The organism is Borrelia sp. MN22-0132 (assembly GCF_049201035.1).
GTDB classification, from domain to species: Bacteria; Spirochaetota; Spirochaetia; order Borreliales; family Borreliaceae; genus Borrelia; species Borrelia puertoricensis.
On sequence record NZ_CP138334.1, the window covers coordinates 323,388 to 336,831 of the forward strand.

Annotated in this window: 10 protein-coding genes and 1 tRNA gene; 2 read left to right on the forward strand and 9 right to left on the reverse strand. The window is 28.6% G+C overall.

The annotated features are described in order from the left end of the window. Positions 1–3: 3 nt before the first annotated feature. From R5397_RS01460 to R5397_RS01495, 8 genes are all read right to left on the reverse strand, one after another. Positions 4–576 carry a YggT family protein gene (locus R5397_RS01460; RefSeq protein WP_421622643.1) on the reverse strand — a complete coding sequence of 191 codons (573 nt, stop codon included), beginning with the start codon at positions 574–576 and terminating at the stop codon, positions 4–6. A gap of 11 nt (positions 577–587) precedes the next feature. Beyond that, complete coding sequence (gene dnaE / locus R5397_RS01465) at positions 588–4,031, reverse strand: DNA polymerase III subunit alpha (protein WP_421622644.1); 3,444 nt, start codon at positions 4,029–4,031, stop codon at positions 588–590. Positions 4,032–4,175: 144 nt separating this feature from the next. After that, complete coding sequence (locus R5397_RS01470) at positions 4,176–5,357, reverse strand: methyl-accepting chemotaxis protein (protein ID WP_421622645.1); 1,182 nt, start codon at positions 5,355–5,357, stop codon at positions 4,176–4,178. 198 nt (positions 5,358–5,555) lie between these two features. After that, positions 5,556–6,143 carry a hypothetical protein gene (locus R5397_RS01475; protein ID WP_247065713.1) on the reverse strand — a complete coding sequence of 196 codons (588 nt, stop codon included), beginning with the start codon at positions 6,141–6,143 and terminating at the stop codon, positions 5,556–5,558. 100 nt (positions 6,144–6,243) lie between these two features. After that, on the reverse strand, positions 6,244–7,854 hold the full coding sequence (pyrG, locus tag R5397_RS01480; protein ID WP_421622646.1) for a glutamine hydrolyzing CTP synthase: 1,611 nt from the start codon (positions 7,852–7,854) through the stop codon (positions 6,244–6,246). Between the two features lie 285 nt (positions 7,855–8,139). Further along, a complete protein-coding gene (locus R5397_RS01485; RefSeq protein WP_421622647.1) occupies positions 8,140–8,997 on the reverse strand; it encodes an ABC transporter permease in 858 nt (285 codons plus the stop codon). Next, positions 8,990–9,808: an ATP-binding cassette domain-containing protein gene (locus tag R5397_RS01490; protein WP_421622648.1), complete on the reverse strand. Its 819-nt coding sequence runs from the start codon at positions 9,806–9,808 to the stop codon at positions 8,990–8,992. The genes R5397_RS01485 and R5397_RS01490 overlap by 8 nt, the downstream gene beginning before the upstream one ends. Positions 9,809–9,868: 60 nt before the next feature. Next, positions 9,869–10,933 carry a glycosyltransferase family 2 protein gene (locus tag R5397_RS01495; RefSeq protein ID WP_421622649.1) on the reverse strand — a complete coding sequence of 355 codons (1,065 nt, stop codon included), beginning with the start codon at positions 10,931–10,933 and terminating at the stop codon, positions 9,869–9,871. 213 nt (positions 10,934–11,146) lie between these two features. On the opposite strand from R5397_RS01495, the gene pyrH reads away from it, so the two are divergent. Continuing rightward, positions 11,147–11,836, forward strand: a complete 690-nt coding sequence (gene pyrH, locus R5397_RS01500) for a UMP kinase (RefSeq protein ID WP_421622650.1) — start codon at positions 11,147–11,149, stop codon at positions 11,834–11,836. 8 nt (positions 11,837–11,844) lie between these two features. Next, positions 11,845–11,928: transfer RNA gene (locus R5397_RS01505), tRNA-Leu, on the forward strand. A gap of 133 nt (positions 11,929–12,061) precedes the next feature. Here R5397_RS01505 and R5397_RS01510 read toward each other — a convergent pair. Further along, on the reverse strand, positions 12,062–13,405 hold the full coding sequence (locus tag R5397_RS01510; RefSeq protein ID WP_421622651.1) for a Sapep family Mn(2+)-dependent dipeptidase: 1,344 nt from the start codon (positions 13,403–13,405) through the stop codon (positions 12,062–12,064). Between the last annotated feature and the right edge of the window lie 39 nt (positions 13,406–13,444).

Sequence of the window (13,444 nt, forward strand, 5' to 3'; positions counted from 1 at the left end):
TCCCTAAAATGGCAAATAAAAGCCTAAAATACTAATAGCCCATATAACTTGCTCACAAATAATTATAAATGCCAACAACAATGCTCCTGCCACAATTAAATTAATTGTATAAGACATATTTTTATCTGTAACCGTATTGCTTATCTTAACAGACAATGGCATTAAAAATGAATCAACACTTCTCATGAAATCAGTACCATCAAATAAGTGCAAAAATAAAAATATTAATCTCAAAACAAAGAAAAAGATAAGAGCAAAAAAAACACTTCTCAATATTCCCCAAACCTCAATAATAAACAATATAACAAATGTAGAAAGTTTATAATCACCATAAGATAACATTTTCTCAACTATTGAAAGAGTAATTAAAGCTGCAATTGGTGAAAAATCATATATACCAAACCGAAAAAATTGAATCCTCCTAAAAATAGATAAAAATGGTTCTGTTGAATTATATATAAATCTAAAAAAAGCACTAGTATTAATTCCTGAAGATACAAGCCAACTAAGAAAAATTCTAATCAAAATTAAAATTCTATAAATGTTTAAAAACACAATTAAAGTCTCTATTATCACAACTAATCCTCCTAATCAAACCAAACATCCTCCACTATTTTATGACATCTTAACTCATTAAGTTTAAACTCATCAGGCTTAAAATTTAAGGTCAAATCCATTTTAAGTTTCAAGCTTTTATCATCATTTTTTAAATAAAGATAAACATGTGAAAACCCAGTATTATCCTCAAGATTAAAGATTTCATCCTTTAGAGAATAAAGAAGATGAGAATCACCCAGTCTTTCATCAGAAAATTTAATATGAAGATTATTAATCTTATTCACATTATTTACAGAAATTTCTTCAATACTTAAAACTTTGTCAACAATTATTGAAAATTTATCTCTTTCAAATCTAAGCTTACCTATAACACCAATCACATCACCTTCAATTAATAAATGATTATATTTTTCATAATTTTCAGCAAAAACTATAATGTCCATCTCACCTTTAAAATCTTCAATAACTCCAAAAGCCATCCTAGCATTATTTCTCTTAGTACGAATAACCCTTACCGCATTCAGACTGCCAGCAAATTTAACAGTAGTATCTTTTTTAACAGCAAGATCCTCTAAAACATTAAAGTTTGTAAAGTGTTCTAGTTCAGGTTTATAATGGTCAAGAGGATGCCCAGATACATAAAAACCTAAAAGCTCTCTCTCAAATCTTAAAAGTTCAGGATAAGAATATTCCTCAAATATATGATAATTAAAACTCTGCTGAATAGCGTCTTGAGAGCCAAATAAACTATTCTGGCCAAGTTTTTTATCATTCCTATCTTTTATTACAAAATTTATTAATTTATCAAGATTTTCAAAAAGTGTTTTTCTATTTTGACCAAGACTGTCAAAAAGTCCAGACTTTATTGCGGCCTCAAGAAATTTTTTATTTATAACCTTATCATCCACTCTTCTAACAAAGTCTTCAAAAGATTTATATTCCCCATTTTTTTGCCTCTCAGTAATTATAAGATCAACTATCATCCCCCCGATATTCTTAATCCCATTAAGACCATAAGAAATATTCAATCCCACTACACTAAATTCTTTAAAAGACTGATTTATATCGGGTTTTAAAACATTGATCCCCATCGATTTCGCTTCTTCAATATAATAAGACAGCTTTTCAGTATTATTAATCTCATTTGTCAAGTTGGCAGCCATAAAATTCTCAGGATAATTGGCCTTAAGATATGCTGTTTGATAAGCTATTAAAGAATACGCAGCTGCATGAGATTTATTAAAGCCATAACCAGCAAAGGGTTTTAAAAGCTCAAATATATCATTTGCAAGAACTTCATCATAACCCTTACTAAGAGCACCTTTTATAAAGTCAACCTTCATTTTATTCATCTCATCTTCTTTCTTCTTTCCCATTGCACGTCTTAAAATATCTGCTTTCCCAAGAGAAAATCCACCAATAATCCTTGCAACTTCCATTACCTGTTCTTGATAAACAATAACTCCATAAGTTGGCTTTAAAACTTCTTTTAAATCTGGATGAGGATATCTAATCCGCTTAGTTCCTGTCTTAGCCGAAATAAATTGAGGTATAAACTGCATAGGACCTGGTCGATAAAGTGCATTTAAAGCAATCAAATCTTCAATACTGTCAGGTTTTGCTTCTTTTAAAACTTGCTGCATACCTTCAGATTCAAATTGAAAAACAGATGCACTACGTCCCTCAGAAAGCATTTTGAAAGTCTTAACATCACTATCAGAAATATTAGCAATGCTAAAATTAGGATTAGTAATCCTAATAAGATTTTCTGCATTCTTTATTAAAGTCAATGTCTTAAGTCCAAGAAAATCCATCTTTACAAGACCACAATCCTCTAACAAGTCCATGGTATACTGTGTAGAAACTGTGTTTTGCTTATAATCCTTATAAAGTGGAACATAATCTGTTAAAGGAGTTCTAGAAATCACAATACCTGCCGCATGAGTTGAGACATATCGATTCATGCCTTCAAGAACAAGCGCCGCTTCCATCAACTCATTATAAACAGCTCCCTTATTTAAATATGCCTTTAAAGCTTTATCTTTGAAAACTTCTCTTAAGGAAACTTTTGGACCATCGGGAATAAGCTTAGTTAATTCATTAGACTCTGCAAAAGGAATATCTAGCACTCTGCCCACATCTTTAAATACAGCCTTAGGTTTTAAAGTTCCAAAAGTAATTATCTGTGCAACCTTATCCTCACCATATTTTCTTGTAACATACTTTATAACTTCATCTCTACCTTCAAAGCAAAAATCAATATCAAAATCAGGCATAGATACACGTTCAGGATTTAAAAATCTCTCAAAAAGTAGATTATATTTCAAAGGATCAATATCAGTAATTCTAAGAGCATATGCAACAATAGAACCAGCTCCAGAGCCACGCCCAGGACCAACAGGAATATCATTATCATGTGCAAATTTTATAAAATCCCAAACAATTAAAAAATACGCCTCAAATCCCATCTTGATAATTGTTGAGAGCTCATAAAAAGCACGCTCTTTAATGCTATCAGTTACATTTGCATATCTAAACTTCAAACCTTCAAGTGTTAAATGCTCTAAATATTGACTAAGAGTATCAAACTCACTAGGTACTTGATATTCAGGAAAAATAGGGCCTGGAAATTTAATCTCAAACTCATCACATTTTTCAGCAATTTTTAAAGTATTTGCTAAAGCCCCTGGCAAATCCCTAAAGAGTTTACACATCTCCTCTTGAGTTTTAAGATAAAACTCATTAGTCTCCATTTTAAGTCTATTAGGATCACTTCTCTTAGCACCCGTTCCAATGCAGACAATAATATCTTGAGCTGTTGCATCTTCTTTATTCACATAGTGAGAATCATTAGACACAGTTAGTGAAACATTAAGCTCTCTAGAATAAGCAATTAATTTTTCATTAACTATATCCTGTTGTTTAATCCCATGACGCTGAAGTTCAAGATAAAAATCATCACCAAAGACACTCTTAAACCAAAGAATTTCATTCTTTGCATCATCAAATTTATTTGCAAGAATTAATTGAGGAATGATCCCACCAATACATGCAGACGTACAAATAAGTCCTTCTGAATATTTTTCAATATCTTCCTTATCAATCCTTGGACGATAATAAAATCCATCAAGATAAGAAATACTTGTCAATTTCAATAAATTCTTATAGCCTAATTCATTCTTTGCAAGAAAAATTAAATGATAATAAGGTCTTCCAAATTCATCATTCTTTTTTATATGCTTTGAAGTACTTGACATGTAAGCTTCCATACCAATGATGGGTTTTATTCCTGCCCCTTTTGCTTCTCTATAAAACTTCATAGCACCAAAAAGATTGCCATGATCTGTTAATGCAATATGGGACATATTACATTTTTTAGCCTTTGTCACAATATCTGTAATCTTGGCCGCTCCATCTAAAAGAGAATAATCTGAATGTACATGTAAATGAACAAACTTAACTTGTAAACCCATACTTACACTTATTTTATCACAATAAAACTTGACTTTTAATAGATATATCTTAACCTAAACCAAAACATTAAATATAATAAACCTTTAAATATTAAACTTAAACCACTTAAAAAATAAGATTAAAAAGAATAATGAATTATAAAATTATGCAAAAATACTAATACCCTGATCTTCAGATTCAACCACTATTTTTTTAACAGATTCAAGTTTACTAACAATTTCATCTGATAAACCTTCAGCTTGTACCAACAAATCCTTTGCGCGCTTCAAATCGATATCATTAGCACTATCTTGTGCAAATACTTTTACTATCTCAACAACAAGTTTATGTATATTTAAATAACAAGAATAAATATCTTTCCAAACTGCTCTAACTTTGAAAGCTCTTGGAATAAGTCCCTTATAAAATAATCCAAATCCATGTTTCATAGGATCAGTTTGAATGGGCATGCTCTTTTGATTTTCAACAATTGTTCTTACAATACTCATCCAAGACATCTGTTCTGAAATGCTAAATTCCAATTCTTTTAAAAATTCATCATTAGAATACATAAAAATTTCAGAACTAGACAAAGAATCACAATTCCTTGCTAAATAAGAAATACTAGCCTCAACATTCTCAAGCTCACTAACTAACGTTGAAAATTCATTTTGCTGACTAACAAAATGTTTAAATAAATCTCCAAGAGAGATAAGCTCTTCAATCAAATTTAAGAAAAAATTATCAATATCTAATTGTAATTCCTTAATATTTTTAGAAATTAAATCCTTAGATACTTGTTCAATTTCTTTAACAGAAATCATACTCATAACATTCTTTGCCTGATCTGAGAGCCGTTTAATCTCATCAGCAACAACAGAAAACCCTTTCCCATACTCTTTTGCTCTTGCTGCTTCAAGCTTAGCATTAAGAGAAATCATATTAGTTGCACCTAAAAAACTATTGATAGTCTCCAAACTTCCTTGCACACCTACAATAACAGCACTAACCTTTTTCAATTTTTCTTCATTATTCTTCTCAATATCTTCAAAAATAACACTCACTTGACTACGGGCATTATTTGTCTTCTCAATAAACGACTCAAAGAGCTTATCAATATTCTCAAAGTTAAAGAATAAGTTTTTATATAAAAATTCAATACGAACTAATACATTACTAATAGAAGACCTAGCATGATAAAAACCTTGTATCATCTCTTTAACAGACACCTTATATTCACACAAATTTAAAGATTGATTATCATCTTCTATATTTTTAAAAGATTCGTCCTTAAATGAATTAGATATATCAGATTTTTTCTTACCAAAAAACGAAAATTTATACATGAAAAGATTTTACCACAAAAAATAATTTTCTAACAACATAAAAACAACTTAATTTAATGATCTTTTAAAAGATAATAAATTAAAAGACACACTTACAAAAATATTTTAACACGAACTTTTAAAATTAAATTTAATATATATCTAAATTAGATTTTCCATATCTCAAATTAAATTGCATATATTAAAAAATAACAAATTTTACTTACTTTTAACTAAAGAATATCTACCGTGTAATTTACTATACTCAAATAAAACATCTTCATAAGAGAAAAATTTCATAAAAATATTAATAAAATTTTCCAACTTCTCTTTAATCACTGGCAAATAAAAATCATTATCAAGTTTAAAAATATCATCTGCATCTAATATAATTAAGTCTTCATCTTGCTTTAAAATAGTTCTTTTGGGTTGCCAAAAAATAACATTAATCTTACCACTTCGAATCACAAACCGCTTAAGTTCATACTCAAGATCAACATGCTCTGCTCTTGCCTCAATAATACCAGTAATAACACACCTCTCATAATCTAATCTCTTAATAAGCACTGCATCTGTAAGTATGCCTTTCCCTGAAATATCAAGGGGAAATTGTTCTTCAATTTCATATTGTTTATTAAATGGCAGATTAGCTATCTTTCTTAAAAGATTAAGAAGTATATACTTTTTACTCATATTTCTATTACTTGGTCTAAGACAAGGTATTTTCATTCTATATTTAAGCTCATCAAAGAAATATTTAACTAACCTTTTCATCGAAATCGCCTTTTTAATATCACTTTCCTTCATCTTATCCCCCTAACAAAATATCTTAAAAGAATTCACATACCAACTATACTAAATATATGAAATACATTAAATAATCCAATCAAAATAAAATGACTTGAAATCAAAGACATGCTTTTACTAAACCTACAAAAAGCTTAGACGGATTTTCCAGTCTTGTAATAAGCTCAGGATGAAATTGACAAGCCACAAAAAACTTATTCTTTGGTATTTCCATTATTTTCACTATCCGAAAATCGTCAGAAAATCCAGACACAATAAATCCATGATTATTAAACGAATCAAGATAATCATTATTAACTTCATACCTATGCCTAAATCTTTCAACGATCATCTCACTTCCATAAAGTTTAAAAACAAGTGTATCTTTCTTTAATAAAACAGGATAGCCTCCAAGTCGCATTGTAGCACCCTTATCTTTAAGTTCCTTTTGCTCAGGCAATAAGTGAATAACAGGGGTTATAGAACTGCATATAGAATTACCTTCAGACAAAATCTCTTCAGTATCAGCATCAAATATTCCACAAACATTACGTGCAAACTCAATTACTGCAAGTTGCATGCCAAGACAAATACCAAGAAAAGGAATATTATTCTCACGAGCATATTTAATTGCACGAATCTTACCTGCATATCCTCTCCCTCCAAATCCACCAGGTACTACTACACCATCTATACCCTTTAACATCCCTTCATCAAAATTAGTACTATCAATTACAGTTGTTTTAACTAAAATATCTAAATTAGCAGACACATGGATTAAAGACTCAAATATTGATGCATAAGAATCACCAAGCTCAGTATATTTACCACAAATAGCAATATTTACAATCCTTTGAGGAGAGACAAGATTCCTCTTTATTATCCCTACTAATCGCTCAAGCCCATCCACCTTGGGCTTAACATTTATTTTTAACTTTGAACCCAAAATTTCGTGTAATCCCTGTTTATAAAAAGATATGGGTATTTCATAAATAGTTGAAACATCAGTATTATCAATAATGGATGAAGTATCAACATTACAAAACATTGCTATTTTTTGTCTCATCTGTTTTGTTAATAGTTGAGAACTTCTTGCTATAATTAAATCTGGAAAAATTCCAGCTTTATTTAAAGTTTTTACACTTTGCTGAGTAGGCTTAGACTTTTGCTCATTTATTCCAACAGGACTTGGAATATAAGTTAAGTGTACAAAAGCAATATTATCACTCCCAATCTCATATCTTATCTGTCTCATTGTTTCAATAAACAAAATATTTTCCATATCCCCTACAGTACCACCAATCTCAATTACTAAAAGTTCACTGCTCTCTTCTTTGGCAATTTTAAAAATTGTCTCCCTAATCTCATCTGTAACATGGGGAATAAGCTGTACAGTTCTCCCTAAATATTTCCCATGCCTCTCATTTTCAAGAATATTCTTATATATTTTTCCCATAGTAATATTCCAATTAGACTTAGAATTCAGATTTAAAAATCTCTCATAATGACCAAAATCCATGTCAACCTCTCCACCATCATCAAGAACAAAAACCTCTCCATGCTCAACAGGATTTATAGTACCAGGATCAGTATTTAGATAACCATCGCATTTAATTGGTGTTATCTTCAAATCATCCTTAAATAACCGTGCGATACTTGCAGATGTAACTCCTTTACCTATTCCAGAAATCACACCACCTGTTACCACCAAAATTTTTAAATTATCTATCATCAAAATCCTCCAAAAAAAATAAGTTCAAACTACCAATACCAATGATAAAAAATCATTTTAATCTAAATCTTTAACACCACAACAATATTGTAAGGCTGATATATAATTACAAAAAAATTTATAAATTTAAGAATAATATTCTCTTTATTCTTACAAAAATAAATTTTCCACATAATATAATTTATGTATAAACAAAAATTACTTTTAAAATATCATTTTAATAAAAAAATAGTAGCTATGAAAATCAACATTCACTCAATTTAAATAAATAATAACTACTAAATTTTAAAAACGAAATACGTACACAAAAATAGTTAAAAATGCCAACAAAAAAAAGAACAACGCTGCAAAAAAAGATATGAATCCCAATAAAATGCTCAAATTAACTTTAGTATTTAAGTTTCCTAAATTTTTAAGAATGAAATATACACAAAAATAAATAAATCCTGCAAAAAGAATACAAATAAATTTAATAAAATAATATTCACCCCAACCACCAAAATCGTTCCCAACTTTAAACAAATAGGTATTAACAAAAAATATAACAAAATAAAAAAAGACAACCAATAATGTGAAAGACAAACTTCCAATGACAATAGCTCCAAACAAAGGATAATTTTTAAACATAATTCTAGATAACAAAAATATAGAAAATCCGACAAAATAAATAACATAAGTCTCTTTAAAAAAGGAAAAAACAAAATATAAGGAAAGATAATTTGTTTGATTTCCCACAAAAAAATTCTTATCCAATAACATAGTTAAAGTCAGACTTGTATAACCACAAATAATTAAAAACAAAGGTAAAATAAATAAAAATTTAACCAAAACAAACAAATATCTCTCTAGAGTAGAAACAGGCAGAGATAAATAAAATACATCTTTAAGCAAATCATGAATCGGCTTATAATGATCAAACATATTGTATATTGACACAATACATACAACAAAAACCAAAACGAAAAAAAATGATTCACCATTAATCAACATAAAATTAATTAAATCGATAAATCCATTAATTTTTAAAAAAATATAAATTAAAGGAAAAACTAAAAAAATTGAAACAACAAAATACAAATATAATTTTTTATGACAGACAAAATCAAAATTAAATAACAAAAAAAATCTCTTTAAACTAAACATTAGCTAAATCCTTTAATTTATTGCTAGTGATATATAAAAAGAAAAACTCAAGGTCAACATTATCATCGCAAAAACCACTCCCAAAATAAAGCGCCTTAAATCCACCTTTTACTTTTTCATAATAAAGCTCTTCCCCTTCTAATTTATCTACAATCCTAACTTTATAGTTATTATTAATATAAGAAACTGAATTCGAAAAAAGAATATTATTATTACCAATAATAGTTAAATGATCTACAATATCTACTAAATCTCTAACATTATGCCCTGTAATAAAAACTATTTTGTTTTTTAAATTACTTATAATATCTCTAAAAACATTCTTTGAAGCAATATCAAGACCATTTGTTGGTTCATCAAATATCAAAATAGGAACATTTGTAGCCAAAGAAAAAGCAATAATACTCTTTTTTCTTTGGCCATAAGAAGAAGAACCAAACTTTAGATTAATATCTATCTCAAATTTCAACAAGTACTCTTTAAAATCTTTTTCACTAAAATTTAGATAAAACTTATACAAAGATCTATAATAATCATTTAAAGAAACACTGGGTAAATCAAATTCTTCAGGCACAAAAAACAAATTCGCTAAATTTAGAGGATTTCTTGGAAAAACTTTTAAAGAATTAAATAAAACTTCTCCCTTTAATGGATTTAAAAGCCCACTAACAAGTTTAAGTAAAGTAGTTTTTCCTATTCCGTTCTTGCCAAGAATCAAGTAAGTTTGTGGCTTTGAAAAAGCTAAATTCAAGTCTGAATAAACTTTGATCTTACGATAAGAAAATGAAACATCTATAAATTCTATTTTCAATAAAAATTCTCCTTTAGTTAAATTGTAAAAAGAGTCCATAATAAATACAATAATAAAACACTAATTTTTCAAAAAATATTTATAAATAAATAGAGAAAAATTAACATAAAGTCTCGAACTAAGATACCAAACTTTCAACATAATTTTTGGCAAAATTTGAATCTCACTAAACCTAGCCTCCTTAAGACTTGCATAATAAACTTGAAACTCCTTAGAATTTTGAACCTCATCAAGAACAGAAATAAGTTTTGATTTATGCGCCTTATAAACAAGTCGATCTTTAATGTGCCAACCTATAATATAAATCTGCTTAAAAGAAATATAATAATAAAGCTGTAAATAAAATCTTTTATAATATTCAAAATACTTCTCAAAAAGTCCCTCTTCCTTGAAAAAACTTTCCACAACCTTAAGGGATAAAGAAACCTTACTAATTACATTAATTGATGAACTGGCACTTCTCATCCATTGAAAGTTGGTATAAAAATAATTATTTACGAAAGAAACTTTATCTGCCTTTAAAAAAACATGAAGCATGAACACTATATCTTCTAATATTACATCATTTACTATGATATCATTTTTTACAATTAAATCTCTTCTAATCAGTTTATCCCATAATGTACCCACAACAAAATTTTTCTTACAAAAACTAGCAAAAACAGTTAATAATAAATTTTTAAAAGCCTCTTCTCCAGTTATTGGATAATTTGGAAAAGGAAGTGCAGATCTTCTCTTAATATTTCTTGCAATAAAGTAAACGTAAAATTGAGAACAAACAACATCTGAATTATCAGCCTTTGCCCTATTATATAATACTTCAAGCATAGTATTCTCAACAGAATCATCACTATCCCAATAAATTATATATTCTCCTTCTGCCTTTGCAAGGCCATTATTCCTAGAGAAAGATATTCCTAGATTTTTTTGATTAATAATTTTCACACAATCATACTGATCAGCATATTTTTGAGCTATCTTTAAGCTATTATCGTAAGAACCATCATTCACAAGTATAATTTCTTTATCTCTTAATGTTTGATTAAGAGCACTCTTTATCATAACTTCAAGGGTACTATCAGAATTAAAAAAACAAATAATCACAGAGACCTTGTACTTATACATAAAACCCTCCAAATAAATACCAATCTTAACAAAAAGTCTGGATTAATAACTAAATATACTAAATATTCTTAATTATAAGACATAAGGAAATATTGCATAGTATAGTTAATAAGCTTACATGATTTTAAATATATTTTCCAACAAATTAGATATAAATACTATATAATACAAATTAAATAAAAAGATAATCGACTCAAATAATAAGGGGTTTAAATGCTGAAAATAATTAGCCTTGGGGGTGGAATAATTAATCCTGACAAAATCAACATAGAATATATTAAAAATCTTAAAAATCTTATTTTCAAATGGGTACAAGAAGATAATAGGAGAAAAATTATCTTAATTACAGGCGGAGGCAAAACGGCAAGAGAATATCAAAATGCTTATAAACAAATTAATCCTAAGTTTAAAAACCATGAACTTGATGAGATTGGAATAATGGCAACCAAACTAAATGCCAAACTTATCAGCAAAGCAATGCAACCACTCTGCATTGACAATATTGTAAGCGATCCAACTCAGGATTTTCATTTTAAAGGACAAATAGTAATTGCATCAGGATGGAAAGCAGGATTTTCAACAGATTATATTACTGTAAAGTTTGCCGAAAAGTTTAAAGCAGATGAAATAATTAATTTAACCAATGTAAATCAAATTTACGATAAAGATCCAAAAAAATTTGATGATGCAAAAGGATTAAGCAATATTACTTGGAACGAACTACAAAATATTGTTGGAAAAAACTGGGAGCCTGGTTCAAATTTACCGTTTGATCCAATAGCAACAAAACTAGCACTAAAGCTTGGTATCAAAGCTTACATATTAAATGGAACTGATCTTCAAAACTTAAAGAAAGTTTTTGATAAAAATGATGATTTTTTAGGAACTATTGTAGTAAAATAAAAACTATTGCCGGTATGGCGGAATTGGTAGACGCGTCAGACTCAAAATCTGATGAGGGTAACCTTGTGTCGGTTCGACTCCGACTACCGGTATTAATTTATTTAAATAAGAAATAATATTTACCAAAAGAAAGAATACAAATAGACACCCGGCTGCTAAATAATATTAATAAATCTAATAAAATGAATCGGAATTATTGATACTAAATCTTTTAAAGATGAAATCTTAAGTATTAAGTCTCTTAATAGCATCCTTATAAATTAAAATAAGATTCATAAGTTCACTCTCATCAATATACTCATTGGTTTTATGAGCTGTATTATCTGAGCCTTTAAATAATGGACCAAAAGCAACGCAATTTTTTAAAGCTCTGGAATAAGTCGCACCGCCAATAGCAATAGGACTAACATTACTCTCACCTGTAAAGGCTTTATAAACTTCAATCAAAGACTCAATAAACTTTGAATCAGAATCAACATAAAGAGGATCAAGAAAAGAAACTTCATGATAATCTAAAGAATATAAATTTAAAGTTCTTTTTATCAAATCCACCAGTTCTTCTCGTCTATAACTTACAGGATATCTCATATCAAAAGATAAAATTTGATTAGATGTTTTAGACAATTTAACCTTTGTCAAGCAAAGAGTAAGTTGTCCAGATTTAGAATCTTCTAAAACTTTACCAAATAGTTTCTCACCATTAATAGTAAAACTGATCTTATCTTCAAAAAAATTAACAAAATCGGCTTTTACACCTAAAGATTTAATAATCTTTAATGCATAAGGAGCAACATTAACACCAAGATCGGGTAATGAAGCATGGGCAGAAATGCCATGAATTAAAACATTGTTATCAAAAAATTTATATCTAATCTTACCACCAAAACTGTCAAGTAAAATTCTAAAATCATCTTTATTAAAATCACCAAGCTCAAAAGAACACTCATCAGGAATCACATTATATCCAGTTCCAATCTCAAAATCCATAAAAAATTTCTCATCACTAATAACATCGAATTGCAATAACCCTTTCTCAGCATTAACAACAGGAAAATCACCATCAGGTGTAAAAGCAAAATCAGGAATCTCTTCTTTAATTTTATATTGCTCAATACAACGCCATGCCACCTCTTCATCTGTTCCAAAAATTACCCTAAACCTTTTATTAAAAAAAATCCCCTCTAAGAGTAATAATTTAAAAGCATACAGAACAGCCATCAAAGGCCCTTTATCATCTAGAACACCCCTAGCATATATTTTACCATCTCTAAAATCAAGTTTAAAAGGATTTGAATGCCAATTAGACACATTGCCAGCATCAACAATATCAATGTGGGCCAAAATACCTATAAGTTCATCACCCTGCCCTATATCAGCAAAACCATAATACCCGTCCCGATCCCTATAAACTTTAAAACCAATATCTTTAGCTATTTCCAAAACTTTATCTAAACATAAATCAATTTGTTCCCCAAAAGGCTTATTTTTTAAAGCAAAAGCGTTAACACTATTAAATTTTACCAACTCTCCTAAATGAAAATAAAATTGTTTTTCTAACTTAATATCCATAAAACTAAACCTTTAGTACAACTGCAAGACAATTTAAAA

Excerpts from the sequence above, each read along its gene's own strand:
- dnaE (WP_421622644.1), bottom strand. The coding sequence starts at position 4,031 with ATGGGTTTACAAGTTAAGTTTGTTCATTTACATGTACATTCAGATTAT.
- R5397_RS01470 (WP_421622645.1), bottom strand. The coding sequence starts at position 5,357 with ATGTATAAATTTTCGTTTTTTGGTAAGAAAAAATCTGATATATCTAAT.
- R5397_RS01475 (WP_247065713.1), bottom strand. The coding sequence starts at position 6,143 with ATGAAGGAAAGTGATATTAAAAAGGCGATTTCGATGAAAAGGTTAGTT.
- pyrG (WP_421622646.1), bottom strand. The coding sequence starts at position 7,854 with ATGATAGATAATTTAAAAATTTTGGTGGTAACAGGTGGTGTGATTTCT.
- R5397_RS01485 (WP_421622647.1), bottom strand. The coding sequence starts at position 8,997 with ATGTTTAGTTTAAAGAGATTTTTTTTGTTATTTAATTTTGATTTTGTC.
- R5397_RS01495 (WP_421622649.1), bottom strand. The coding sequence starts at position 10,933 with ATGTATAAGTACAAGGTCTCTGTGATTATTTGTTTTTTTAATTCTGAT.
- pyrH (WP_421622650.1), top strand. The coding sequence starts at position 11,147 with ATGCTGAAAATAATTAGCCTTGGGGGTGGAATAATTAATCCTGACAAA.
- R5397_RS01510 (WP_421622651.1), bottom strand. The coding sequence starts at position 13,405 with ATGGATATTAAGTTAGAAAAACAATTTTATTTTCATTTAGGAGAGTTG.